This window comes from Dyella sp. OK584 (assembly GCF_057787755.1).
Genome location: NZ_CM173542.1, coordinates 1,558,055 through 1,583,635 on the forward strand (window position 1 = coordinate 1,558,055; position 25,581 = coordinate 1,583,635).

The following is a 25,581-nucleotide window of genomic DNA, read 5'->3' on the forward strand; positions in this document are numbered from 1 at the left end:
CCGAGGCATGGGGCGACTTAAGCCAGCGCGACTGTGGCGTGGTTTACGCGAGCAGGCACCGTCTGCGCACCGTTCTTCGGCGCGGGTGCTTCCGGCTCCTCCTCGCCTTCCTCTTCTTCTTCCTCTTCTTCCTTGCCGGGATTGTTCTGGACGTGAAACATGGGCTGCTGGTCCAGCAGCGCATACAGTTCAGAGGTGCTCCGGGCAATGATCGCCGCGCCTACGGCGGAGTCGATCTGCGATTCCGCAAGCGCCTGCGCAATGTCCTCCTGCGAGGCGTGGCGCAGCTGCGCGTCCGCGCCCAATCGTTCCAGAAACTCGATGACGCTCGACATGGCTTGATTCCCCCTGATGGTCGTAAAAGGCGACACACCCCCCTGACTGCCGTTCCCCTCTCCCCGGGGAGTTCTGGGAGAAGGCGATCATATCTCCGTTTTCCGCCAAAGATGTCTAGGCAAAACTCGTAGATGCCGCAGGGCTGCCTTCGGTCGAGCCAAGATCCAGCGCCGACAGTCGTTCCTGGATATCTGGATCGATCTGGAGCTTGCGAGAAGGTGGTACCGCGAGAGTATCGGACATGCTGAGATCGGCCTGAGGCAGCTGCGATAGCGACAGGCGTTCCATGCGCGGCGCCTGCAAAGGCAGGGTCGCGGCCCTGTAGATGATGACCTCGTGATCCGCGGGGTAGTCCCGCATCAGCACGTCCACCAGCACCTGCCTATAGGCAGGCCCGGTGGCAAAGCGGCGGCCGGTCTGCTCGCCGGCCAAGCCGACTTGCCACAGGATCAGCCATGCGCTCGGGTCGACGTTGCGTCGATAAAGCATGTACTGAGTAGTATCGAAATGCTGGCAGCCGACGCTGCCCGGGTCGATACCGAGGTCGGCATACAGGCAATCCTCGGAGGAGATGCCTGGCTCCATGTGCGCCCGGTAGCCTTCCGCCCGCGCCACCTTGATGGCTCGATGCGGTGCCCAGGCGAATACGCCGGGGTGCCCGTAGAACACGGCGCAAACGCGCTTGCCCGCACGAACCTCGGCAAGGATGGTGTCCACCATTTCACGATAGGTCTGAGGCCGAGGCTTGCCCTCGCCGTAGAGCGGCTGGAGGCTGCGCACGTCCGCGTGCATCTCCTTGAGCCATAACTCCACGATGCCGTCGGAAACGGCGGTGAACACCACCTCCGCGCTTTCTATATGACTTCGTGCCAGAGGGCTGATGTGCGAGCCCAGGGTGATGCCGATACCCACGCAGGCCAGGCTGCCGGTCGAAGAGGGCGTGCTCAATGCCTTGTGCTCCATGGTCGGAAAGGGCAACGGATGCGGGCGATTCCTTGCCGGCGTATTTCCAGCATAAGGGCAAAGCTTCGCCAGTCGCCAGAGACCATGGTTTGGCCGTTGGCACGGGATATCCGCGCATGAAAGTGATTATGATCGCGCCGTGGTTCGGGAGCAGTGGAAAGCGTCTGCCACGGTCGCGTGTGATGTCTGGGCGCGACCGCAGTCACCCATGGAACAGGAGTCATCGCGCATGAAGATGTCCACGCTACTGGGGATGGGGGTCATCGTTGCCGGTTTGTCGGCCTCGAACGCGAGTGCGCAGCAAGCGCCGGCGCCCGCGCTACTGATCGATCCGGCCGCCTTGCAGGTGCCCACGCGCGTCGACCAGACCTATCGGGAGCCGCTGGACGGTCGTGCCGAGCGAAGTGCCGTCCTGTTGCCAGGCGATGATGGTAAGTCTCAGCTACCTGTTTTCCCCACCGGCCCGACGTCGTTGCAGCGGGTGTCGAGTCAGGCACTGGGCTTTGTGGGGAAAGTGGCGTTCGCCATGGCCGCCGCACGCACCGGTACGATCACTTCGGTGCCACTTTCTTCCTATCAGCCCTACCAGGCCTATGCGCCAGGACTGCCGTTGCCCGAGCCTGCCGTTGCCGCGATAGGCTGCCAGCCCAATGGCGCAATTGTGACGCCCACGATATGTGTGGGGCATTGAGCGCATAGGTGCCCGTGGCGGTTGCGGATGCGCGACGCTTCACCCGTGCGCCCGCACCTCGATCGACATATCACCAAACCGTGTCATAGCGACGTAGTAAGCTCGCGTGACGTATTGAGTGGCTTCGGACGTCCAAAGCATTCGAAGCCCACGGAGAGTCGATATGCGATTCTTGCGTTTCCAGCAGGGCGGGCGCGTGGGTGTTGCGGTGGACGGCGGAGACGGGTTCCGGGCACGCTTCGAAAGTGACGTCCCATATCCGGGCGATGTCTCGGCGCTCGCGCGCATGGATGTGCAACAGCGTGCACGCGCAGTGGATGCCTTGCATGCGGGTACTGCGGTCGATCCTGCTTCCGTCGCCTTCCTGCCGCCCTGCGCGCATCCGGGCAAGATCATTTGCCTCGGCTTGAACTATCGCGACCACGCGAAGGAATTCGATTTCAAACCGCCGAGCTATCCCACGCTGTTCGCGCGCTTTGCATCCAGCCTGATCGGCCATGAGCAGTGGCTGGTACGGCCAAGCGTTTCCGACCAGTTCGACTACGAAGGCGAAATGGCGGTGATTCTTGGGCGCGGCGGACGCCACATTGCGCAGGACGGCGCGCTCGATCATGTGTTCGGCTACACCGTGTTCAACGACGGCTCGATCCGCGACTACCAGCTGCGCACACCGCAATGGACCGTCGGCAAGAATTTCGATGGCACGGGTGCCTTTGGCCCCTACGTGGTGACGGCAGACGAACTTCCACCCGGCGCGACCGGATTGATGCTGGAGACGCGACTCAACGGCGTGGTCATGCAGCGCGCTTCCACCAGCGACATGATCTTCGGCGTGGCGCAGACCATCGCGCTGCTCAGCGAGGCGATGACGCTCGATGCCGGCGACGTGATCGTGATGGGCACGCCTTCCGGCGTGGGTTATGCGCGACAACCGCCGGTATACATGAAGGCGGGCGATGTCTGCGAGGTGGAGATCGAGCGTATCGGCTTGCTGCGCAACCGGGTGATCGACGAAACCTGAGTGGCTTGCAGCACCGGAGTGGGGGTGGCGATTGTGTGGTGCTTGTTCATTCGCGCTGATCGGTCAGGTTCATCGTCATGATCGCGCGCTTCCTTGGCATGCTCTTGCGCGGCCGTCGCGCTGGCGATGGTCATCTGCTCAACCGTGAATTGCCGGTCGCACCAGGCGAGCATGCCTTGCAGCTCACCAGCAGGGCCTTCGTATCTGGTGGTGACATTCCTTCGCACTACGCCGGCGAAGGCGTAGGCGACAACGTTTCGCCACCGCTGCGTTGGTTGGCGCCGCCGACACATACGGTCGAGCTGGTATTGGTGATGGAAGACCCCGATGCGCCACTGCGCCGTCCGTTCGTTCACCTGATCGCGGCAGGTATTCCACCGCTGGTCGCCGGGTTCGATGAAGGCGCGCTGGGCGTGGGTGGCGCGGTCTCGCGCGTGCTCGGTCTTACGACGTCTCGTCGCGCCGGTTACAGCGGTCCGCGTGCGCTGCCAGGGCACGGGCCGCATCGCTACGTCTTCCAGTTGTTTGCGCTCGATCGACCGTCAGGTCTCGTCGCTGGTGCTCAGCGCGGCGAACTGGTCGCCGCCATGAACGGCAAGGTTCTAGGGCGTGGCGTGCTCGAAGGCCGCTTTGAGCGACCTTGAGCCGTCGCGGGGGCGATCTTGTGTCAGATGGGCGCGCTTGCCCCACTGCCCACAGGGGTGCCACGGATGATTTCGTTTTGGCCGTCTCATCTGCGGAATCAGGGCGTCGGGATAGCAGGGGCTGCGCAAGGCGCTAAAATAGCCCAATGTCTTGCCCGAGAGCCCGCCCATGAGCTTCCCCGCTGTCCGCATGCGTCGTATGCGCCGCGATGCTTTCTCCCGCGCGTTGATGCGTGAGCACACCTTGCTGCCCAGCGATCTGATCATGGTGGCCTTCGTGATCGAAGGCGAAGGACAACGCGAGCCAGTGCCGTCGATGCCTGGCGTGGCGCGCCTGTCCATTGATGAATTGCTCAAACTGGCGGGCGAGTGCGTGCGCCTGGGCATTCCCGCGCTGGCATTGTTTCCTTCGCCGGGTGCGACGGTGAAAACCGAGGACGCGCGCGAAGCGTGGAATCCACAAGGCCTGATGCAGCGTGCCACGCGTGCTCTAAAGGCGAAGTACCCGGAGCTGGGCCTGATCGGCGACGTCGCGCTCGACCCATATACCACGCATGGCCAGGACGGCCTGATCGACGAGAACGGCTACGTGATGAACGAGCCGACCATCGAGGCGTTGATCAAGATGTCGCTGGCGCAAGCCGAAGCCGGCATGGATTTCGTGGCGCCTTCGGACATGATGGACGGCCGCATCGGTGCCATCCGTGATGCGCTCGAAGCGAATGGCTACATCCACACACGCATCCTTGCCTATTCGGCAAAGTACGCTTCGGCGTTCTACGGCCCGTTCCGCGACGCGGTGGGTTCGGCCGGCAATCTCGGCAAAGGCAACAAGCACACCTACCAGATGGACGTGGGTAACAGCGACGAAGCGCTGCGCGAGATCGAGCTGGACATCCACGAAGGCGCCGACGCCGTGATGGTGAAACCCGGCATGCCGTACCTCGATGTGTTGCGCCGCGTGAAGGACACGTTCGGCATGCCTACCTTCGTCTATCAGGTGAGTGGCGAGTACGCCATGCTGAAAGCGGCGGCGCAGAACGGCTGGCTGGACGAGAAGGCGGTTGTGCTCGAATCGCTCACCGCGTTCAAGCGTGCGGGGGCGGATGCCATCCTCACGTACTTCGCGATCGACGCCGCGCGCTGGTTGCGCGGGGAGTAAATGAAGTTGCTCCCTCCCCCCTTTGGGGAGAGGGCCGGGGTGAGGGGCCAATCTTGCGGCAAGGTAAAAGTCGAAGCCGACTTTATTGCCTTCCATCGCAAGCATCCGGTCCTCACCGCAATCCTCTCTCCCACAGGGACTACCTTCGGGTCGCCCCAGGGGAGAGGAAGTAAGTACATCGCGTATCAAGCGCTTCGATAAATTCCCAGATCCGCCTTCACACCCAGGCTCTGCATGAATGCGGCCGGGTCAAAGCGCTCATTCGTATAGCGCTGCTGCATCATCGCCTTCGCCGTCGAGAACGATTCTTCGTCGATCCATTCGACCACGGTCATCACGTTGTATTCCCCTGCGATGTCAGGCTGAGACAGCACAAGGTTCTGGCGGCATCCGGGCTGGCCATCGAGTGAGCGCTGTGTGAGCCGCACCCGCTCCATGAAAGTGGGCAGCGCGTGGGCTGGCACATTGAAGCGGTCGATGCGAAACACCGGCTTGGAGCGGTTTGAAGCGTATGCGTCTGACATGGGCGACATCCTCTGGGGGCAGTGCGCGGCACTTTAAGACCTCAAGTAAACTTGAGGTCAAGAGGTGACCCATGAGCAAACTTTTAGGTCCAGGTGGCCTGCCGACGACTCTTACGGTGGGTGAAGTGGCGCGCCGCAGTGGCGTAGCCGTATCCACGTTGCATTTCTATGAGGCGAAAGGGTTGATCAGCAGCGAGCGCTCGGTGGGCAACCAGCGCCGATATGCGCGTGCGGTGCTGCGCCGGGTGTCGTTCATCCGAGTGGCGCAGCGGGTCGGCATTTCGCTGGCGGATATCGCGGCGGCACTGGCGGCCTTGCCGGCGACGGCAGCGCCGAGCAGAGAGGATTGGGCGCAACTCTCTGCTGCATGGCGCGAGGAACTTGACGAGCGCATGGCGCAGCTCAAGAAGCTGCGCGACACGCTCGACGACTGCATCGGCTGTGGCTGTCTTTCCATCGATCGCTGTCGGTTGCGCAATCCATACGACAAGCTCGCCACGCAAGGAGCAGGGCCGCAGCGACTGCTGGTGAAAGCCAAGGCATGATCGCCTGATCGCCCTGCGCAACGATCAGCCGTCTGATCTCTAGGCGTACTGCGCGACGCCATTGCCGAACGACCAGTTCTCCTTGGCCGTCTCCAGCAAGTTGATGAAAACATCCTGCGGACGCAGGCCAGGCTCGGCGCTGAGCAACTCGGCAGTGCGCTGGTAGAACGCCTTCTTCTGTTCGACTGTGCGCGTGTTGTTGCAGGCGATCTGGATGATCACCAGGTCATCGGTGCGCGCGATATCCAGGTAGCTCGGGTCATAGTCGAACTCTTCCGCATCTTTCTGGTGCACGAGGATGAAGCGATCATTTTGCGGCACGTTGAACGCCTCGATCATGGCGCGATAGACGCTGTTGCGGATGGCGGCGATGTGTTGCGGTGACTTGCCGCGACGGAGGCTGATCTGTACGAGTGGCATGGCGGTGGTTCCGGGTAGTGGGGGTAGAGTTCAGCTGCGTGGCTGGGAAACGTGGCCCACCACATAGCGTTGACGATGTGCATGCGCGGTATGCGGGCGCGGCTCGTTCCACAGGCGTAGGCGAACGTGTGTCCAGGTGGTGGGTTCGAACGCGTTGACCGCGGCCACTGCACCACGCTCGATGTCGTCGTGCATGGCTGTACGTTCCTGTTCGCGCAACGCATCGAGTGGGCTGTAGGGCGCGATGGTATCCAGCTCGCGCGTGGCGAAGCGGGCGTTGCGCGCTTCCGGTGAGAGATACGCATCCCACACCGGCCAGCAGCGGATGGCCGGCCAGCCGAATGCCTGTGTGACGGCGGCGAAACCTGCGCTGCCGAGAAAGCGTTGCATCGCGGCGCTGTCCTTCCACAGATAAAACGGGGCATAGAGGTTTTCCGCCGAATCGGCCCCGCGCTGCGCGTGCAGATAGGCCTTGAAGAGCAGTCCTTCAAAATCGTCCAGCAGATGGCCCTTGTCGGCGATGCGCTGGCGGATGACCGCCATGTCGTAATCGGCGGGCAGCACAAAGCTGTATTGCATGGCGATCATGGCTTGCCCTTACCTCGGGTCGGATCTTGACGCTGAGTAGGCTAAGGCGGAGAGTATCGTTCTGAAAATCGGAAAATATTGAATTAATAGTCCACTAAAACAGGATGATCGCCATGGGGCGCGTCACCTTCGATCTTGATGTCCTGCGCAGTTTCGTTACCGGCGTAGAGCTGGGCAGCTTTGCTCGTGCCGCCGACCGCCTGAGTCGTTCCACGTCGGCAGTCAGCGCGCAGTTGAAGAAGCTGGAGGAGCAGGCCGGCACGCCGGTTTTACGCAAATCCGGTCGCGGCATGGTGCTGACCGAGGCGGGCGAGACCATGCTGGCCTACGCGCGGCGCCTGCTAGAGCTCAACGACGAAGCCGCCGCCGCCCTGCACGGTGCCGAGCTGGAAGGCTGGGTTCGGCTTGGCCTGCAGGAGGATTTCGGCGAAAGCCTGCTCACTGACGTGCTGGGCCGCTTTGCGCGCGCGCATCCGAGGGTGCGTGTGGAGGTGCGCATCGCCCGCAATGCGGAATTGCTCGATCGCATAACGTCGGGACGTCTCGATCTGGCGCTGGCCTGGGATGCCGGCGTGGTCACGGCGCACGCTGAGCGTCTGGGCGAAGTGCCGTTGCGGTGGATCAGCGCCGCCGGCACAGACACCCCGCTGCTACCGAACGGTGAACCGCTACCGCTGGTGATGCTCGAGGCGCCCTGCATCATGCGCAGCGCCGCCACCGCCGCGCTCGACCGCGCAAACATCCCATGGCGCATCGCGTTCACCAGCGCCAGCCTCGCCGGCACCTGGGCCGCCGTGGCGGCCGGGCTTGGCGTATCGCTGCGTACGCCACTGGGGCTGCCACCCACCGTTCACGCGCTCGCGCCTCATGAAACGTCGTTGCCGGCGCTCGGAGCGCTGGGATTGTGTCTGCATCACGCCGAGGCCGAACCATCGGCGTCCGTGCAAAGGCTCGCGGCCATACTCGCGCAGCAATGGAAGGGCCTGCCGCTGGCGGCGTGACGTGCCGTTGGTGTGACGTGCATCGAGCCCCGTACCCAATCGGGTCGGGCCATCGCCATAAGCGCGTGGAATAATGCCTATTCCCCAAATGGAGCGTGCGAGTGGATAGCCACCATTTTCTGGAGACAGCGCTGGTATTCCTGGTGGCGACGGTCATCGCGGTGCCCCTGACCAAGCGCTTCAAGCTCGGCTCGGTGCTGGGTTATATGCTCGCAGGCATCGTCATCGGCCCGCAGGAGTTGGGCCTCGTCCACGACACCAGCGGAGTGGCCACTGTCTCCGAACTCGGCGTGGTGTTGATGCTGTTCGTGATCGGCCTGGAGCTCTCGCCGCAGCGACTGTGGGTGATGCGCCGCCAGGTGTTCGGCACCGGCCTGCTGCAGGTGCTCGCCACCAGCATGGTGATCGGCGCTGCGGCCTATTACCTGTTTGGTCTACCGGTGAACGCGGCGACCATCGTCGGCGGCAGCCTGGCGCTGTCGTCCACGGCGTTCGGCCTGCAGATTCTTGCCGAGCGCAAGGAGGCCGGTTCGTCCTACGGGCGCCAGGCATTCGCCATCTTGTTGTTCCAGGATCTGGCGGCCATTCCGCTGATCGCCGCCGTGCCGCTGCTCGCCAGCGCGTCGAGCAAGCATGGCTTCGATCCCTATGCCGTACTACGCACCGTCGGTGTCATCCTGGCGGTGATGATCGGTGGCCGCTATCTGTTGCGCCCGGTGTTCCGTTTCGTAGCCAAGGTCGACAACGTGGAAGTATCCACGGCCACCGCATTGCTGGTGGTGATGGGTACGGCGTGGCTGATGGAGATGGTCGGTGTGTCATCCACGCTGGGCGCATTCCTAGCCGGTGTGTTGCTGGCCGACTCCGAATACCGCCACGAACTGGAATCGCATCTGGAGCCGTTCAAGGGCCTCTTGCTTGGCCTGTTCTTCATCAGCGTCGGCATGTCGATGGACGTGACGCTACTGTTTAACCAACCGCTGCGTGTGGCGCTGCTGGTGGTGTGCCTGCTGCTGATCAAGGGTGTGCTGCTGTGGCCGCTGGGCCGCACCGTGGGTGGACTGGATCGCGGGGATGCATTGCGCCTGGCTGTGCTGCTGGCGTGCGGTGGCGAATTTGCCTTCGTGGTATTGAAACTGGCGCGCGAGCAAAACCTGATCACGGATGAGCTGCACAGCTTGCAGGTGCTGGCCATCACGCTGTCAATGGCGTTGACGCCGTTGCTGGTGACGCTGACTGGCCGCGTGTTCGCTGCCAAGCCGACGAAGGCGCGCGAGTTCGACACCATCGTGGCCGACTCGCCGCGCGTGATCATTGCCGGCTACGGACGCATGGGTCAGATCGTGGCGCGCATGCTGCGTGCGCAGGGCATTCCGTTCGTGGCGCTGGATCACTCGGTAGAACAAATCGACCTGGTGCAGCGTTTTGGCAACTGGACCGACATCTTCTACGGCGACCCCGCCCGCCCGGAATTGCTGCGCGCTGCGCAGACCCATCAGGCGGAAGTGTTCGTGCTGGCCGTGGACGATCCGGAAGCCAGCCTGCGCACAGCCAGCGTGGTGCGCCGCATGTATCCGAACCTGAAGATCATCGCCCGTGCACGCAATCGCCAGCACGTGTGGCGCCTGATGGATCTGGGTGTGGAAATGCCGGTGCGCGAGACGCTGTATTCCAGCCTGAAGATGACGCGGCAGACGCTGGAGGCGTTGGGCTTGTCCCCGGAAATGGCGGCGGACCATGTGGAGCGCTTCCGGCGCCAGGACGTCGAGCTGCTCAAGCGCCAGTACCTGGTCTACGACGACGATGCACGCATCGTGCAGACCACGCGCGAAGCGTTGGTCGATCTGGAGCGGCTGTTCCAGGCCGATGCCTCGCCCGAGGTCGAGCGTGCGCTCAAGAAACCCACCGACGCGACGCCGGACGATGAGGATGTGACGCGCTGAACCGCGCGCTCCGACGTGGCGTGATGCATCTGGTCCTTCGCAAGATCGACACGCTGTAACTTGCGCCTACGGCGCAACTCATTTCGCCGCGAATAGTGAAAGATGCAGGCGCTTGCAGGTCGTGCCGCCGAGGGGCGGGCCGCCTGTGGGATCGGGTTTGTCCCGACGCCACCCTGACCTCGCATGAGCCAGCGCGCGCTGCTCCATCCTGTCGTCATCCGCTTTGGGCGGCTTGGCGACACCATCCTGTTGCAACCCCTGCTGCACAAGTTGCGTCGGCGCTATGGCGGCGCCTGTCGTCTGGTGTCGTTGGGCGAGTGTTCCCGCGTGTTGTACGAAGGCAGCGAAGACGTTGTCGAAGTGAAGCATTTCGATAGCCAGTCCGGTTCGCTGTGGCTCAATCCGCAGCGCCTGCGCACCGCACTGTCGCTACGTGCCCTGCGCCGCGCGCCGTTCTACATCTGCGAGCCGGAGGTGCGCACACGTACCAAGGTGCGCCCCATGCTGTCGTTGGCGGGCATCGCGCCCGAGCACTGTGTGTTTATCGAGAACACGCCGCTGTTGCCTGACGAGCACTGGGCTGACTGGCTGATGCGATTCGCCGACGAGACACCGGCAGCATTTCTCGGCATGGCAAGTGCGCCTCCGACCTTGCCTTCGGCGCCCGGCTTGAAGCCGACCGCGGCGGAGTTGAATGAGGCACGGCGATGGCTTGTTCGGCGCGGGTTGCATGGGAAGCAATTGGTACTGTTGCAGCCGGCGAACAAACGCACCGTGCGCTGGAACGGCGTGCGCAAGGCAGATGACGACGACAAGTCGTGGCCGGCAGCGCGCTGGGCCGCGTTGTGCAGAGTCATACTCGCGACTATGCCGGGCGCGCATGTCCTGCTATGCGGTTCGCCCGCCGAAACCACCTACCTGGCTTCGATCGGCGCTGCAGCTGATCATCCGCAAGTGATCGTGCCGCGCGAAGGATTGCCGTTGGGTCATCTTCGTGCGCTGCTGCACATCGCACACAGCATGGTGTCGGTCGACACCGGGCCGGCGCATCTCGCTGCCGCGGTGGGTTGTCCGCTGGTGGTGTTGTTCGGCAATCGCTGGCCATCGATGTGGACGCCGCGCAGTGCCAGCGGCAGCGCGGTGAAAGTGATCGGTGGCCTGCCGGATGTGACGCGGGTGGATCGGATCGAGCTGGAGCCGGTGGTGCGGGCGTGGCAGCAGTTGCCGCCACGCACCGAACAGCTAGCCCGCCGACTGGAGGCGGGCGTGCTTCAGTCCGTCGGCTGAGACGGCTGCCTCAACATTTGCCGCACGCTGGGAATCGCCGAGCCGCTGCGCGCGGCCAGTTCGTGAGCGATATCCACATAGCCGATGGTGCGTGCCACGTCGGCCGCGGTACGACCGAACGCATCGGCGGCCTGGCGGTCGGCGCCGCGCGCCAGCAGCACGCGCGCCGGTGCGAGCAGTGCGTGCATGGCACAGGCGTGCAGCGCGGTGACGCCGCGCTGGTCGGCGTGTTCCAGCACGGCGCCGGCATCGAGCAGCACGGGCACCAGGGCGCCGATATGCGTGGGGTCGCACTCGCTGCCAGGGCGCAGGTGCGCACCCAGCAACAGCAGCAGCGGCGTCTTGCCTTCCTTGTCGGCCAGGCCCACGTTGGCGTCGCGCTTGAGTAGTGCGTCGAACAGGCGGCGCGCACGCAGGCTGTCGTTGTGGTCGAAGCCGTATTGCGCAGCGGCATGCAGCGCGGTGTGGCCTCGCGTGTCCACCGCGTTCACGTCCGCGCCGCCATCGAGCAGCTGTTCGGCGATCTCGGGATAACCCATCGCGGCGGCAATCATCAATGCGGTAGCGTCGCCCGGCAGACGTTGGTCCACCGGGACGCCATGCTGCAACAACAGTGCAACCAACGCTTCGCGCCGCGCGCTGACGGCTGCAGCCAGTGGCGTCATGCCGTTGGTGGCGGCAAGCGTGGCGTCAGCGCCCTTGTCCAACAGCAGAGCGGCAACCTCACGTTGACCGGCGCCGCAGGCATGCAGCAGCGCAGTGGCGCCTTGATGGTCGCGCGTGTCCGCCGCAAAACCCAGTTCGAGCAGGCGTTCCACCGCGGTGAGCGCACCACCGGCGGCGGCCGGTGGCAGGTCGTCGGCGCGCAACGGACGAGCCGGGCGCGACCAGTCGCCCCAATTCAGCCAACGCTCGATGGCCTCGTGTTCCAGCGACAGGCCAAGCGGCGTTTCGCCATTGGCGTCGATGGCCTCGGGATTGGCACCGTGCGCGACCAGTGCGCGCACCAGCGGAAGTGCCCGCTCGCCGTGTTCCAGCGCAGCGAACAGCGGCGTGCGGCCGTTGCTGTCGCGCGTGTTGGGATCGCAGCCGCGCGTCAGCAAGGCTTGCAGCAGCACCTGATGTCCGAAGGTGGCGGCCAGGTGCACCGGTGTACGTTCACGCGCATCCACGCCGAACGGATCGGCGCCGCGCTCAAGCATGGCCAGCGGTAGCGCGGCGCCCTGTGCGCTGTCTTCCAGCCGCAGCAGGGCCTGTGCCATCAGGCCCGCGCCGGCCGGCGTGGCGCCGGCTTGCAGCAAATCTTCCACCGCTTCGGTGGCGGCCGGCAGCTGTTGCAGCAGTGCGTCGAACAAGCGACGGCCGAGCGGCGGCAGCTGCGGTTCGCGATGCTCCTCGACGTCGGCGTCATCCACCAGCTGCGGTTGCAGGCGGGCTTCGGGAGTCAGCGCGTGATCGAGCAGCCAGCGTCGCGCCGCACTCTGACCCGGCGCCGCAAGGTCCAGATACAACTGCGCCAGCTGTGCCTGAGGCCATTCGCGCACGCGGGCGGTGAAGGTGGAGACGATGGCCCAGTGGCCAAAGCGCAGCGCGTCGAGCAGATGGCCTGGCGTATCCGCACCTTCGGGCAGTGCATCCAGGCTCAAACTGGCGGGTAGCGGAGTTTCAGGATCCAGCAGAGCCACCAGGTCCCAGCGCCCGGCGGCGGCGGCATGATCCAGTGCGCTGCGGCTGTCGCTGCCGATACTCTTGGGCTCCGCGCCGAGCGCCAGCAGAGCACGCACCATCTCGGCGTGCGCACGCGGCGATTGGCAGGCGAGGGTGAGTGCGTCACGGCCGTGGCTGTCGCGAGCACGGGCATTGGGCTGTGCTTCCGCCAGCAATGTCACGATGCCCACGGCACCGGCGCGAGCCGCTTCCATCAACGCGGTGCTGCCGTGGCGATCGGCCAGGTTCACATCTGCGCCGGCGGCGCGCAGGGCGCGGGCGATCTGCTCGTGGCCCTCTGCCGCAGCGATCATCAACGCGCTGCGATGGCGGGCATTGACCGCATTCACCGCAGCGCGGTGCTTGAGCAGCAGCTTGACGCCTTCCACGTCGTCATCGGCCACGCCAGCGGCGGCGACCAATGCGGGCTCGCCGTCGGCCGGCGTGGGCTTGGCGCTGCGTTCCAGCAGGAATTTCGCCACGGGCCAGTTGGCTGCGCGGCAGGCGATGGCGAGCGGACTGAGGCCTGCCTTGTTGAGTGCGTTGATCGACGCGCCGGCGTCCAGCAGCATGGCCGCCACGATCGGTTCGCCGCTAAGCACGGCGCCGTGCAGCGGCGTGTTGCCCTCGGCATCCGCGACCAGCGCGCTGGCGCCGTTTGCGAGCAGGGTCATCACGGCTTCGGCACGACCGTGCCAGCTATCGCGGGTGGCGGCGAGCAGCGAGGTGAAGCCGCCGTTGGCGCGGTTCACGTCGGCGCCCTTGGCGATCAACGCGCGCAGCAGGCGCGTGTCGGGCAGCAGTGCGGCCAGCATCAGCACCGGGCGCTGATCGCGCTCACCGTTGGCAGGTGCGGTATTCGGATCGGCGCCAGCCTCGACCAGCGCCAACGCGCGTTCGATGTCACCGTCCCGCGTGGCAGCCAACAGGGCCTGCGCCTGCTCGGGCGTGCCGGCGGTGCGTTCCTGTTCGCTCAATTGCGGCGCGGGCTTGGGCTTCGGCGCGGCGGGCGGCGCGACCACGCCGGCGGCGGGCTGGCGCAGCGGCCGGCGGCTTTCGCACAGCAAGGCACGCAACGTGCGGTTGGCAATCACCAGGCAGCCCAGCGGCATCAGCAGCACGCCGTAGACCACCAGGGCGGCGGTGCGAAGCTCGGAGGGCAGCACGCCATAGAGCCCGGTCAGCGCGATGCCGACAAAGGCCAGCACCAACAGCGAGAACGCGGAGGGAAGGAAATGGGTGAAGAAGCGCTCCTCGCGTGACAGGTGGCGACCGAAGGCGAGGCTGCGTGCCGTGGCGGTGAAGATCCACGAGCCGTCACTCTGTGCCGGATACGCGTCGTCCCACACATAAACCAGGCCGAACGCCGGCCACATGCGCCATAACGCGGCCAGCGCCACCACCAGTGCGCCGGCCAGCATCAGCGCAGCGCCCAGGCTGGGCGCCTGGTTGAGCTTGAGCATGGGCCAGGCCACCAGCAGGAACACCAGCACCACATAGCCGGTGAACATCACCAGATACGCGGCACCGCGGCGCAGCACGGTTCGTCCGAAACGCGGCTCGGGATCGAAGCCGATCGCGTGGCACACCGCCGCCATGGTCAGCGCGTTGGCGACCAGCAATGGGATCAGGGCAAGCGGGTGAGCACCGAAGGCGGCGATCGCGGTAGCGATCAGTCCTGGCACGAACCAGGCGAGTGCTTGCAGAAACGGGGGCGGGCGACGCGTTTTTGAATAGGCCATGGTCTGGGAGTATAGGAATCGTTACGACGTCAGACGGTAATCCCGTGTTAACGGCGACAATGGAGTGAGCTCAGCGATTCAGTGATCGCCACGGCGATCCTGCGGCGCACTTTTGTAGGCAGGGTGATTGGCAGCGGCCAGCGTTTCCTTCGGAGGCAGCTGCAGGTGCCAACCCTCTTCTTCCAGATGCTTCATCACTTGCACTGCGTCGTCGATGGGCAGCTTGCGCTGGCTGCTGAGCTCCACCTCGAGCGCAAAGCGCAGTTCGCCCAGCATCAGGGCCAGCGATTCGGGAATGCACCTGAAGTCGTCGCGGCGACTCAGCCACAGATAGGTGTCGGGCTTGCGCAGGCTGGCATAGACGAAACAGTGCATGGCGACACCCTGTCGGCGAGAGTTCGGAGGATGTGGGCCCACTGGAAGCGGCGCGGCAAGAGGCAAGGGTAGCAGCCCGCCAGGCGTGCGTCCCGGCCGGCATGGATTGCGTTGATCTCCGTCATTCGGCAACGATCGGCGCGGATCGGTGCTCATTGGGGCGGAAAGCTTTGCTGCGGCAGCACTTGCAAGGCCTGCGGTGAGCCGGCAAAGTGCCGGCCGGGGGTGTCAAACGCGCGTATGAAAATAGGGCGGACGTCAGGCCCTCGCTACGACCCGAGCCAGATCAACGATAAGCAGGAGCACTTCTGATGCAGATGTCTTTCCGTCAATTTTCACGTGCGGGCCGTCCGCTCGCGCTTGCCGCGTTGAGCCTGGCGATCCTGGGGACGCTTGCTGCCCCGCAGCGCGCCCATGCCAGCGCGTTCCAGCTGCATGAAGACAGCGCCGCCGCGATGGGCCGCGCCTATGCCGGTTCCGCCACCGCAGGTGGCGACGTGTCGGTGGTAGCCAACAACCCGGCCGCCATGACCGACCTGAAGGGCACGTATTTCCAGGCGGACGTCACCGCCATCAATTTCGGCACCAAGTTCAGCGGCTCCGCCGTTGACGCACAGGGCCGCACGATCAGCGGCGGCAATGGCGGCGACGCCGGTACCACCATGCCGGTCCCGGCCTTCTTCTTCGCCACCCAGCTGGGTGACAAGTGGCACGTCGGCGGAGCCTTCACGGTGCCGTTCGGCTTCCAGACCGAGTACGACTCGAACTGGAAGGGCCGCTACAACGCGATCAAGTCCAAGTTCACCTCGCTGGACGGCACCCTTTCGGTGTCCTATGACGTGAGCGACAACTTCGCGCTGGGTCTGAGCGGCATCGCTCAGAAGACCTCGGCCGAGCTCACGAGTGCCGTCAACTACAACGCTGTTGTGTCGCAGCTGGTCGGTCCCGCACTGGGCAACATCCTGGTGCCTGCGGGTTCGGACGGTATCGCCCGCATCAAGGGCGACGACTGGGGCTACGGCTGGCAGGTCGGTGCGCTCTGGAAGCTGACCCCGAATGACAAGCTGGCCCTCGACTATCGCGCGAAGATCTCGCATACGCTCGAAGGCACCGCCAACTTCACCGTGCCGGCCAACATGCAGGCCCTGCTGCCGGCCGCCAGCGCGCTGCTTGGCGGTACCCCGTTCACGCATACCGGTGGCACCGCGCCGTTCACCACGCCCGCCGTGGCTACTGCCAGCTACTGGCACCAGGCCGAGAAGTTCGGCTGGGGCATGGATGTGTCCTGGACCAAGTGGGACGTGTTCAAGAACCTGACGGTGAACTATGCCAACCCGGTGCAGCCGGCGACGACGGAGGTGTTCGACTGGCGCAACACCTGGTATGCCGCAATCGGTGGCGACTACTACCTCAACGACAAGCTGACGCTGCGCGGTGGCTTCGCCATCGACACCACGCCGACCTACTCGGCGACCCGCGACCCGCGCGTGCCCGATTCGACCCGTCAGCTCGTGACGTTCGGCGTTGGCTACAAGGCCACCGAGCACTTCCTGATCAATGCGTCGTACGCGCACATCTTCGTCAACCAGGCGCACATGAGCTCGGCCAGCTCGACCGGCGATGTCATCACCGGCAGCTCGGACGACTACGGCAATCTGCTGAGCGTATCGGCACAGTACAAGTTCTAACTCGCGGTACGCCGCGAACAGGAACGCCAGAAAGTCAAAAACCTCCCCGCGCAAGCGGGGAGGTTTTTTTATGGGCGACGAAATGATTCAGGTGGTTGGTCATCCCGGCGTTTGCCGGGATGACAGCGAGCGATGGGCTTAGCCCAGTCGCATCAACAACCCAAGCATGCGCTTGAAGCGCGAGCCATACGGCGGATTGAGCATGCCGGCACCGTTGAGGCGCGCCTGATGGAACACCGGCTTCATGTGCGAGAAGGTTCGAAAGCCCGCTTCGCCGTGGTAGCCGCCAATGCCCGAGGGACCCACGCCGCCGAATGGCAGACCATGCTGGGCGATGTGATAGAGCGTGTCGTTGACGGTGACGCCGCCGGCCTGCGTGCGGCTCAGCACGCGTTCGACGGTCGCGCCATCTTGCTCGAACAGATACAACGCGAGCGGTTGTGGATGCGCGTTCACGTACGACAGCGCTTCGTCCAGCGTGTCATATGGCAACACCGGCAGCAGCGGGCCGAAGATCTCGTCCTGCATCACCGCCATGCTGTCGTTGACGTCGGTCAGCATCACCGGCGGCAGCAGACGTTTGGCCGGTACATCCTGCGCGTCGCTCAACGGTTCGATACGCGCACCGGCCGCTACGGCGTCGTCACGCAGCTTTGCCAGTCGCTGGTACTGGCGGTCGGAAACGATCGAGGCGTATTGCCCGTGCGAGCCAAGATTGGGGTAAAGCCGTGACACCGCCGCGCGTGCGGCGCTGACGAATTCACCCATGCGTTCGCGCGGCACCAGCACATAGTCCGGTGCAATACAGGTCTGCCCGGCGTTGACCAGCTTGCCGAACACGATGCGTTCGACTGCGTTGTCCAGCCGCGCACCGGGACCGACGATGGCGGGTGACTTGCCGCCCAGTTCCAGCGTCACCGGTGTGAGGTTGGCGGCGGCGGCGCGCATCACGTGATGGCCCACGGCGGTAGAGCCGGTAAACAGCAAGTGGTCGAACGGCAGCGCGGAAAATACCTGCGCCACCTCGGCATCACCGGTCACCACGACGACTTCATCAGGCTGGAAGTAGCGCGCCACCTGCTCGGCGAACAGCGCCGAGAAGCGTGGCGTGTACTCGCTCATCTTCAGCATCACGCGGTTGCCCGCGGTGAGCGCGTCGACCAGCGGCCCCACCGCCAGATAAAGCGGATAGTTCCACGGCACGATAATGCCCACCACGCCGCGCGGCTGCGGCAACATCGTCGTGCGCGCCGGCAGAAACACCAGATTGGCCAGCCCGCGACGGGGTCGCATCCATCGTTTGCCGCGCTTCAGCGAGTGACGCAGGTTGGACACGCTGGGATACAACTCCAGCAATTCCGTCTCTTCCGTCGGCCGGTGGCCGAAGTCCGCGCTGATGGCCTCGGCGAAGGCGCCTCGCTGCTCGGTCAGCAGCTTCTCCAGCGTGCGCAGGCGGGCGGCACGCACGTCCCAGGTGGGCAGCGGGTCGCGAGCCTGTGCTTCGCGCAGTCGCAATAGCGTGGCATGTAGAGAAGGGCTGGGTTCTTTCATGGGATCGGCCTTTAGAACTTCGCGCGCAGTTCGAGGCCCCACATGCGGGGCGGCGTGATGGAGGCGAACGGGGTGCCAAACACGCTGGTGCTGATGTTGTTCACGCCCGTCAGGTAACGCTTGTTGAAGACATTGGTGCCATACAGTGCCACACCCCAGCGGTCACCCGGCGCGTGCCAGTCGAGGCGCGCATCGGTGCGCTGCTCGCTGGCGCCGATCGTGAAGTTCGGGCTGATGTTGCACGAGCCCTGCAACTGCGAATCGGCGTTGCAGCGAGCCTTGCCCCGATAGGCCTGCGAAAGGTCGAACACCAGGTCACCGTTGGCTACCTGGTGCCAAGTGTAGGACAGCGACGCGGCGGCGGAGAACTTCGGCGCACCGGTGGGCTGGCCGGTGAGGTCGATGCCATCCGGTGCCACTGCCGAACGGTAGGTGGAATCGATATAGGCACCCATCAAGCCCACGCGGAAGCTTTCGATCGGCTGCCACTGCGCCTCGAACTCCAGGCCCGTTGCCTCCTGGTCGGTACTGTTGACGATGTAGATCGGCACGCCCGAGGAGGGGCTGTTCGGATCCAGCTGCAGCGACTGCTTGTTGTCGTAGCGGTAGTAGTACACCGAGCCGTTGAGCAGCAGGTTCTGGTCGGGGAGCACCGACTTGATGCCGGCCTCGTAGTTGATCACTTTTTCCGGCTCGAATCGCGAACCGACCTGCACGCTGTTGTAGCCGCCGGCCTTGTAGCCTTTGGTGATCGACGCATAACCCATCACGTCGGGCGTGAATTTGTAGCTGGCCACCACGCGCGGGCTCAGGTTGTTCCAGGAGCTGCTTTCGGACACGTTCATGCCCACCGCTACGGGGAAAATCACGTTGCCGCCAAAGGCGGACAGCAGCGCCTGCGCGTCCGGCGGGAGGAAGCCATAGATGCCAGTCTGCTTCAGCTGCGCAATGGTGGCGTCGAACTCCGGGGCGCTGCGCGGCATGGTGTACCAGCTGAAATCCTTCTCGTCGCGGGTGTAGCGCAGTCCGGTGGTGAGGTCGAAGCGGTCGCTGACGTGCCAGATCACGTCGCCGAACGCAGCATAGGCCTTGAAGTTGCCATCGTTGCTGATGCCCTCGTGCCACGGGTCGCCCAGCAGCGTGTAGGGCAAGCCGATCTGAGCAAACACGTTGCTGATGTCCGTGAGCGGCGTGCCCACGCCGTAGATGTTTTGAGCCAGCGTATCGAGGCTGTTGGTGTTGATGTTGGTCTGGCTGGTCTGGCGCGCCTGCTCCTGGTAGTAGCTGACGCCCGCCACCCAGTCCATCAGGTCCGTATTGCCCTGGAGCTTGAACTCCTGGTACCAGCTGTTGTTGTGCTCGATATTGGCCGTGTCGAGATAGGTGACAACGTGGTTGGTGCCGTCGTAGTCGCCCTTGTTGAACGTGTCGAAGCCGCGCCATGCGGTGGTGGACGTGAAGCTGGCCCAGCTGAACGAGTGGTCGACAGACAGCGTGACGCCGTCGAATCGGCGTGATTCCTTGCCGCCGATCGTATCGTTGTAGAGCGGCGCGTGCAGCGGGTTGAGATAGGTCGTCGGATCGGCCGGGAAGGGCGCCCGCTGGTTGGTGTCAGTGGACAGCGGAATCAGGCCGATCGCCTGCTCCGGTGGCTGCTTGAGCTCTTCATGGTCCCATGACAGCAGCACGCGGGTGTTGTCGGTGATGTTCCAGCGGTAGACCGCGCGCGTGCCCCAGTCGTCGTCCTTGCCGTAATGCTTGCCGGTGGCGGCGTCCTTGATCCAGCCGTCGCTCTGGTTGTCCAGCACGCTCAGGCGCAGCGCCATGTCGTTGTTGAGCGGAATGTTCACCAGTGCGTCGGCGTAGCGCCGGCCGTCATTGCCGATGCGCACACGCGCCTTGCCTTCGAACTTGTCGGTGGGTTCGTTGGTGACGATGGAGATGGCACCCGCCGCTGCATTGCGGCCAAACAGCGTGCCTTGCGGACCCTTCAGCACCTCGATGCGCGCGATGTCATTGAAGGCGAGCAGCGAGCCACCCGAACGGGCGGCGTACACGCCGTTGACATAGACGCCCACGGCCGATTCCGTGCCGATGCCGAAGTTGCTGGTGGCGATGCCGCGCAATTCGTAGGTGGGCTGCGTGGGCTGGTCGGCACCGATGGACAGGCCCGGCACGAAGATGTCCATCTTGCTGAGGTCGGTGGCGGCCAGCGTGTCGATCTGTTTGGCGGTCACGATCTGCAGCGGAATCGGCACCGACTGCACTTCCTGGCTGCGGCTCTGCGCCGTCACGGTGATGTTGCCGAGCAGCTTGGCCTTCTCAGGATCCGCCTGCGTACTGCCGCTGCCCGTGTTGTCTTGCGTGGAATCCGGCGTCTGGTCGGCGGCGAAAGCGCCAAGCGGCACACCGGCGAGCAGCACGGAGCTGCCAAGCAACAAGCGGCGCAGACAGACAGACAGCGGACGCGGACGGATGATCATCACCAGTTTCTCCCCTTGAAATGAAAAGGCCGCAACCTTCGAAGTCGCGGCTTGTTGCTTATCGTTAGTGAATGGCGACGCAGCCCCCCGACTGCGCCGCTATCCATGCCTTTATCAGTGCCACGCCCTCGCGGTGCACCGTACTTCGGCCCAGCTCCGGCATCATCACGCCCGGCTCGGCCGAATCCATGCGATACGGCAGGATGGAGTCGGCCGGTGCGCCCGGCACGATATCGAACAGATGGTCGCCGGTGCCACGTCCGGCCGCGACGGGCGGTTTGCAAATGCCCAGGTGGCGGTCTTCGGCGGCGGTCACATCCAGCGTCAACGCGGTGGTGTTGGCCGCACCCTTGGGGTTGTGGCAATGACCGCAGTTGATGTCGAGGTAGGCGCGTGCGCGCGCGTCGAGCGAGGCGCGATCGTCCATCCAGTTGGCGTTGCGCGGAGCCTGCTCTGCTGACGGCGCGCCGGTGAGATAGCCCACCTTCATCAAGTGCGCGAGTTCGTTCTCGTCGCCGTCGGCGTAGTGGTAGTCGCGGTTGAGATGGCGTGCCTTCGGTCCGATCGGATGGATCTTGCGCGATACCCAGTCCTGCGCGTGGCAGCTGGCGCACTGGCTTTCGTCAGGCACCACGTAGTTGAAGTCTTCGCGTGCGTCGTTGTCGGTGACCAACGTAAGCGGAATCACCGCGCCGGTGCGTGCCAGCTCGGCGTCGCTCTGGTCCTCCTTCCACACATAGGGCATCGCCGCCCACCCCGATTCGCGACGCACGAGAATGCGCGTTTCGATCAGGTGCACGTTCGCCAGGTCCAATCCCTGGCCGGCGAAGTCGCGCGAGCTGTCATAGGTGCGCGCGACATCGCTGAACTTCCCAGTTACCGACTTCGGGTAATAGAAGGTCTTGCTGATGATGGTGCCGACGGGGAAGTCGAAGGTGTCGTTCGGGTCGTACTTGGCCGACACACCCTTGGGCATCCAGATCGTGCGCAGCTTGTGCGCGTAGTCGGTGAACAGCGGCGTGTTGAGGTCGAAGGGCACCACGCCGTAGTTCAGCACCAGCTTGCCGTCGCGCACTTCCACTACATGCCAGTCGCTAAGCCGCTGCGGACGTCCATCCGCCTGGAACGCCACGGGATCCAGGTCGCGATGGCAGGCGCTTAGGAGCAACAACGCCAGCAACAGACAAGCGCGCAAACATGCATTCATCGACATCAACTGCTTTCCTCAGGCCTTCGGTTCCGGATCAAGTACCACCGGCGGCAGCTTCGGCAGCGTGCACTGGTAGGCCTTGGTGTCCGTACTCGGATTCTTGTAGTCGTGCGGACCGTCGGCGTTGATCACACCCACGTCGCCGTTCTGGATGCAGAAGCGGTCGCCTGCAGGTGGCATGCCGTTCACCAGCGTCTTCTCGTTTACATAGCCGTCCCAGAGGATGTCCGGGAACTTGCCGCTGAGGCCGTACACGGCGGTCTTGAGCGTCTTCAGCTTGATGCCGTCAGGCGAGTCGCCACCGCCCTTGAAGCGGTTGTCGTAGATGTAGATGCCCTTGGGATACGGGTTGTAGTCGGACGCCACGCCCTTGGTGTTGTAGTAGTTGGTGGAGTAGTAGCTGGAGATGATGACGTTGGCGGTGGAGTTGTCGGCGATGTCGTTATCGAAGATCTCCACCTTGTCGTTGGAGTTCACCACCACGCCAGCACCACGCGGCACGCTGGCTACCGCCGCGCCCTTGGCAGCAAAGTTGTCGGTATCGTTGTTGAACACCTTGTTCTTGAACAAGCGCGTGCTGTGGCCTGCCTGCGACAGGTTCGGCATGTTGAACACCAGGATACCGCCGGTGTTGTGGGTGGCGGTGTTCTCGTAGACGTCGGCGTTGACCGAGTTTTCGATCTCGATGCCGGCCACGTTGTACTCGGCGCGGTTGCGGCGAACGATGATGTTGTTGGACTGGCCCACGTAGATGCCGGCATCCGATGCGCCGATCACCACGGAATCTTCCACCAGCACGTTCTGCGTCTTCACCGGATACAGGCCGTACGCACCGTTGTTGGTCTTGGGGCCGCCGGTCCATTCCACGCGCACGCCGCGGATGGTGATGTTCTTGCCCTGGTTGATCTTCAGGGCATCGCCCTTGGTGTCTTCCAGCGCGAGGTTCTCGATGGTGAAGTCGTTGGCGTTCACCAGCAGGCCTTCGGGGCCGACCACCTGTCCCTTGAACGACAGCACGGTCTTGTCCATGCCAGCGCCCTTGATGGTCACGCCATCGGTGCGCAGGCTCATGCCGCGCTGAAGGTGGTAGTGGCCGGCGGGAATGTCGATGACGCTGCCCGGCTTGGCATCGAGCAACTGCTGCTGGAGCTTGGACTCGAACGAGACATCGGCGTTGCTCTGCGCCGGCGGCGCTTCATGGCCACAGGCGGCCAGCAACAACGGGATGAAAAGAGCCAGAGTGGTCTTGCGCATGTCGCGTACTCCCCAGTAGCGGCTGTCAGCTAGATATCCCACTGTCATGGAATGTAGTCGCGACGGGGAGGGGCGTAGCAGCGGGTATGGGGGGTAAATCGGCCAGTGTGGCCTGTTCGCCCCTGCGATGGTGGCCGGCCGCACCTAACCCCGGACGACCGGTGTGGTCAGTCCGGGGTGGCGATGCTCCGGCGCATGCCGGCCGTGACCGATTACCAGCGGTAGCGCGCCGATACGGTGATTTCGCGCGGATAGCCGTAGTAGCACCAGATGCTGCTGTTGCAGGCGCTCACGTATTCGCGGTCGAACAGATTGGCGGCGGTGACCTGAAAGCGCCAGTTCTCAATGTCGTAATGCGCGTTGGCGTCGTAGAGCACATAGCCGCCGGTGTGGAACTGGTTGTTCGCATCGCCGTAGTGCGCGCCGATGTAGCGCACACCACCGCCAAAGCCCAGGCCCGCGAGCATGCCTTCATGCATGCCGTAGTCGGCCGACAGCGAGGCCTGCTGCTTGGGCACCAGCGCAACTTCCTTGCCCAGCGTGGCGTCGTTGGCGTGCGTGACCTTGGCGTCCGTGTAGGCGTACGCAGCGGTCATGCTCAAGTGATCGGTCACCGCGACGTTGGCTTCCAGTTCCCCGCCGCGGGTGCGGGTCTGGCCCTGCTGCAACGAGAAGAACAGATGATCCGGATCCACCGTGAGCGCGTTCTTCTGCGTGAGCTGGTAGACCGCCGCAGTGATCAGTGTGCGCCCGTTTGGCGTCTGGTATTTCAGGCCGCCTTCGTACTGGTCGCCGGTGATCGGCTTGAACGCGCTGCCGTCAAACGTCTGGCCCACCGTCGTCTTGAACGAGTGGGAGTAGGCGATGTACGGCACCAGGCCGATGTCGGTGGTGTAGTTGATGCCGAGACGACCAGAGAACGCGGTGTCGTTCTGCTTCTGCTTGGTATTGGCGATGAGGTCGTCGACGTGGTTGGTTACCCAGTCCTCGCGACCGCTGGCCACGATGCCCCAGCGACCCCAGCTGATCTGGTCCTGCACATAGGCGCCCAGTTGTTCGAGCAGGCTATTGGTGTGGAACGTGTATGGCGTAGGAGTGATCGGTGCGCCGTATACCGGATCGAAAATGTCGATGGGCGCTGCCGTGCCGAATCCGGATTTGTAGTCGTTGCGGCTGTGCAGATAGTCCACGCCCATCAACACCGTGTGCTGCACGTCGCCCTGCGCGAACTTCGCCTCGGCCTGGTTATCCACGGCGAAGACATGCGCCTGATCGACCAGCGGGTAGTTGTAGCGGTTGAGCGTGCGCAGGTCGTCCTGCAGGCCCAGGCTGCCGATCGAGCGGTGGTCTACCGTTTCGTTTTGCACGCGCAAGTCCTGCCGCACCGACCACACGTCGTTGAAGCGGTGCGTGAATTCGTAGCCGATGGACTCGTCGGTCTTGTAGTAGTGGTCATAACCCGGTTCGCCCGGATTGACGTCGCGCGGAATCTGGCCGTTCGGGTTTGGATAGAGCGTGCCCTGCGAAGGCAGGAAGCCGCCCACGCCGTTCGACAGGCTGCGCTGGTAGCGCGCCAGCACAGTCAACGAGGTGTTGTCGTCCGGCTTCCAGGTGAGGCTGGGCGCGAAGTAGTAGCGATCGTCCCGCGAGTGCTTGATGTTCGAATCGCCATTGCGGGCAAGCGCGACCAGGCGCCACAGCCATTTGCCGTTGCTATCGAGCTGTCCGCCGGTATCGCCGGCAAGCTGCCGCTGGCCGAAGCTGCCAACGGTCGCTTCCACTTCGTGCGGCGCGTCCAGGCTCGGGCGCTTGCTGGTCATGTCGATCATGCCGCCCGGCGGCAACTGGCCGTACATCGCCGATGACGGACCCTTGTTCACCTCCACGCGCTCAAGGCCATAGGGCTCGATGCGCGAGTCGGCGGTCCAGGAACCATTGGGAAGCGCCAGGCCGTCGAGGAACTTCGCCGGGTCGTAACCGCGGACAAGAATCCAGTCGCTGCGCGGATCGGCGCCATAGCTGCCGCCCACCGCGCCGGCCAGATAGCGCACTGCCTCATCCAGGCCCTGCACGCCGTAGGCATGCATGCGGTCAGGCGTGATGGTGCTGACCGACTGGGGGATCTCCACCGCAGGCGTCTCGGTCTTGGTGGTCGAGTACACGACGTTCACCGCTTCCAGGGCAATGCTGTCTTTGCTGTCTTTTTCGTGCGTGGTTTTTTGCTGGGAAGCGGTTGTATCGGCCTGGTCGGCGGCAAATGCGGGGTCAGCCAGAGCAAGCGAGATCGCTACCAGAAGTGCGCTTCTGGAAAATGGGGCAGACATGCAGGGGAGCCTGTGTGGAAAGAAATGTGCCGTGGCTCGTGCAATCGCCACCCTCGCCAACGGCAGATGGCTAAATGATAGTGATTCTTATTTTAACTTCAAGTTTTTGCGTCGAGGTGCCG

General features: G+C 64.1%; 21 protein-coding genes. 9 read left to right on the top strand and 12 right to left on the bottom strand.

Translation table 11 applies throughout. The features are described from left to right. Nucleotides 1–17 precede the first annotated feature (17 nt). Nucleotides 18–335, bottom strand: a complete 318-nt coding sequence (locus tag AC3CBN_RS06970) for a hypothetical protein (RefSeq protein WP_488636084.1) — start codon at nucleotides 333–335, stop codon at nucleotides 18–20. Between the two features lie 115 nt (nucleotides 336–450). Then, complete coding sequence (locus AC3CBN_RS06975; protein WP_488636085.1) at nucleotides 451–1,314, bottom strand: SAM-dependent methyltransferase; 864 nt, start codon at nucleotides 1,312–1,314, stop codon at nucleotides 451–453. A 214-nt stretch (nucleotides 1,315–1,528) separates the two neighbouring features. Here AC3CBN_RS06975 and AC3CBN_RS06980 point away from each other — a divergent pair, with 214 nt between their 5' ends. The 4 genes from AC3CBN_RS06980 (at nucleotide 1,529) to hemB (ending at nucleotide 4,817) form a co-directional block, all read left to right on the top strand. Beyond that, on the top strand, nucleotides 1,529–1,990 hold the full coding sequence (locus AC3CBN_RS06980) for a hypothetical protein (protein WP_488636086.1): 462 nt from the start codon (nucleotides 1,529–1,531) through the stop codon (nucleotides 1,988–1,990). A 163-nt stretch (nucleotides 1,991–2,153) separates the two neighbouring features. Next, the gene (locus tag AC3CBN_RS06985; protein WP_488636087.1) at nucleotides 2,154–3,011 is read left to right on the top strand and encodes a fumarylacetoacetate hydrolase family protein; all 858 of its coding nucleotides are present in this window, start codon (nucleotides 2,154–2,156) and stop codon (nucleotides 3,009–3,011) included. 77 nt (nucleotides 3,012–3,088) lie between these two features. Continuing rightward, complete coding sequence (locus AC3CBN_RS06990) at nucleotides 3,089–3,655, top strand: YbhB/YbcL family Raf kinase inhibitor-like protein (protein WP_488636088.1); 567 nt, start codon at nucleotides 3,089–3,091, stop codon at nucleotides 3,653–3,655. Nucleotides 3,656–3,824: 169 nt separating this feature from the next. Next, a complete protein-coding gene (gene hemB / locus AC3CBN_RS06995; RefSeq protein ID WP_488636089.1) occupies nucleotides 3,825–4,817 on the top strand; it encodes a porphobilinogen synthase in 993 nt (330 codons plus the stop codon). 185 nt (nucleotides 4,818–5,002) lie between these two features. Here hemB and AC3CBN_RS07000 read toward each other — a convergent pair whose 3' ends face one another. Next, the gene (locus AC3CBN_RS07000) at nucleotides 5,003–5,341 is read right to left on the bottom strand and encodes a hypothetical protein (protein ID WP_488636090.1); all 339 of its coding nucleotides are present in this window, start codon (nucleotides 5,339–5,341) and stop codon (nucleotides 5,003–5,005) included. 71 nt (nucleotides 5,342–5,412) lie between these two features. Between AC3CBN_RS07000 and soxR the strand changes: the two genes are divergently transcribed. Further along, nucleotides 5,413–5,886 carry a redox-sensitive transcriptional activator SoxR gene (gene soxR / locus AC3CBN_RS07005; RefSeq protein ID WP_488636091.1) on the top strand — a complete coding sequence of 158 codons (474 nt, stop codon included), beginning with the start codon at nucleotides 5,413–5,415 and terminating at the stop codon, nucleotides 5,884–5,886. Between the two features lie 39 nt (nucleotides 5,887–5,925). Here the strand turns inward: soxR and AC3CBN_RS07010 are convergent, their stop codons facing one another. Together AC3CBN_RS07010 and AC3CBN_RS07015 are read right to left on the bottom strand one after the other, a co-directional pair. Next, on the bottom strand, nucleotides 5,926–6,306 hold the full coding sequence (locus AC3CBN_RS07010; RefSeq protein WP_488636092.1) for a tautomerase family protein: 381 nt from the start codon (nucleotides 6,304–6,306) through the stop codon (nucleotides 5,926–5,928). A gap of 30 nt (nucleotides 6,307–6,336) precedes the next feature. Then, on the bottom strand, nucleotides 6,337–6,894 hold the full coding sequence (locus tag AC3CBN_RS07015; RefSeq protein WP_488636093.1) for a DUF4865 family protein: 558 nt from the start codon (nucleotides 6,892–6,894) through the stop codon (nucleotides 6,337–6,339). Nucleotides 6,895–7,007: 113 nt separating this feature from the next. Between AC3CBN_RS07015 and AC3CBN_RS07020 the strand changes: the two genes are divergently transcribed. The 3 genes from AC3CBN_RS07020 to AC3CBN_RS07030 all read left to right on the top strand — a co-directional run bounded on the left by AC3CBN_RS07020 (nucleotide 7,008) and on the right by AC3CBN_RS07030 (nucleotide 11,125). Beyond that, on the top strand, nucleotides 7,008–7,895 hold the full coding sequence (locus tag AC3CBN_RS07020; protein WP_488636094.1) for a LysR substrate-binding domain-containing protein: 888 nt from the start codon (nucleotides 7,008–7,010) through the stop codon (nucleotides 7,893–7,895). A gap of 101 nt (nucleotides 7,896–7,996) precedes the next feature. Beyond that, a complete protein-coding gene (locus tag AC3CBN_RS07025) occupies nucleotides 7,997–9,838 on the top strand; it encodes a monovalent cation:proton antiporter-2 (CPA2) family protein (protein ID WP_488636095.1) in 1,842 nt (613 codons plus the stop codon). Nucleotides 9,839–10,021: 183 nt separating this feature from the next. Beyond that, on the top strand, nucleotides 10,022–11,125 hold the full coding sequence (locus tag AC3CBN_RS07030) for a glycosyltransferase family 9 protein (protein WP_488636096.1): 1,104 nt from the start codon (nucleotides 10,022–10,024) through the stop codon (nucleotides 11,123–11,125). Here the strand turns inward: AC3CBN_RS07030 and AC3CBN_RS07035 are convergent. Continuing rightward, nucleotides 11,110–13,647, bottom strand: coding sequence for an ankyrin repeat domain-containing protein (locus tag AC3CBN_RS07035; protein WP_488636678.1), 2,538 nt, complete (start codon nucleotides 13,645–13,647; stop codon nucleotides 11,110–11,112). The genes AC3CBN_RS07030 and AC3CBN_RS07035 overlap by 16 nt on opposite strands. Before the next feature lie 1,005 nt (nucleotides 13,648–14,652). Next, a complete protein-coding gene (locus tag AC3CBN_RS07040) occupies nucleotides 14,653–14,949 on the bottom strand; it encodes a YcgL domain-containing protein (RefSeq protein ID WP_488636097.1) in 297 nt (98 codons plus the stop codon). Between the two features lie 311 nt (nucleotides 14,950–15,260). Here AC3CBN_RS07040 and AC3CBN_RS07045 point away from each other — a divergent pair, with 311 nt between their 5' ends. Further along, nucleotides 15,261–16,637 (top strand): OmpP1/FadL family transporter, encoded by a 1,377-nt coding sequence (locus AC3CBN_RS07045; protein ID WP_488636098.1) that lies wholly within the window; start codon nucleotides 15,261–15,263, stop codon nucleotides 16,635–16,637. 138 nt (nucleotides 16,638–16,775) lie between these two features. On the opposite strand, the gene AC3CBN_RS07050 is transcribed toward AC3CBN_RS07045, so the two are convergent. The 5 genes from AC3CBN_RS07050 to AC3CBN_RS07070 form a co-directional block, all read right to left on the bottom strand. Next, complete coding sequence (locus AC3CBN_RS07050) at nucleotides 16,776–18,188, bottom strand: coniferyl aldehyde dehydrogenase (protein WP_488636099.1); 1,413 nt, start codon at nucleotides 18,186–18,188, stop codon at nucleotides 16,776–16,778. Between the two features lie 11 nt (nucleotides 18,189–18,199). Continuing rightward, nucleotides 18,200–20,671, bottom strand: coding sequence for a TonB-dependent receptor (locus tag AC3CBN_RS07055; RefSeq protein ID WP_488636100.1), 2,472 nt, complete (start codon nucleotides 20,669–20,671; stop codon nucleotides 18,200–18,202). Nucleotides 20,672–20,735: 64 nt separating this feature from the next. After that, nucleotides 20,736–21,884: an SO2930 family diheme c-type cytochrome gene (locus tag AC3CBN_RS07060; RefSeq protein WP_488636101.1), complete on the bottom strand. Its 1,149-nt coding sequence runs from the start codon at nucleotides 21,882–21,884 to the stop codon at nucleotides 20,736–20,738. A 12-nt stretch (nucleotides 21,885–21,896) separates the two neighbouring features. Further along, a complete protein-coding gene (locus AC3CBN_RS07065) occupies nucleotides 21,897–23,135 on the bottom strand; it encodes a parallel beta-helix domain-containing protein (RefSeq protein ID WP_488636102.1) in 1,239 nt (412 codons plus the stop codon). Between the two features lie 212 nt (nucleotides 23,136–23,347). Next, nucleotides 23,348–25,459 carry a TonB-dependent siderophore receptor gene (locus tag AC3CBN_RS07070; protein WP_488636103.1) on the bottom strand — a complete coding sequence of 704 codons (2,112 nt, stop codon included), beginning with the start codon at nucleotides 25,457–25,459 and terminating at the stop codon, nucleotides 23,348–23,350. Between the last annotated feature and the right edge of the window lie 122 nt (nucleotides 25,460–25,581).